Raw genomic sequence first — 255 nt, 5'->3', positions numbered from 1 at the left:
CGCCGGGTTTCACGTGCCCGACGCTACTCGGGTACCGGATAGGGGAACTTCCGACGTCGCCTACGGGACTCTCACCCGCTCTGGTGCCCCGTTCCAAGGGACTTCGGCTGACGGTCATTCATCCCATAACTCCGGCCCCACGACCCCGAATGGTATCCCACTCGGTTTAGGCTGGTCCCCGTTCGCTCGCCGCTACTGAGGGAGTCTCGGTTGATTTCTTCTCCTCCGGGTACTGAGATGTTTCAGTTCCCCGGG

General features: G+C 62.0%; 1 rRNA gene. It reads right to left on the bottom strand.

What is annotated here, in order from left to right:
• A 23S ribosomal RNA gene (locus tag ACYOEI_RS41310) occupies positions 1 to 255 on the bottom strand; the annotation flags it as partial.

Source organism: Singulisphaera rosea (assembly GCF_054877945.1).
Note: the sequence above shows the minus strand (reverse complement) of the source record. Positions and strands in the feature narration are given on the sequence as shown.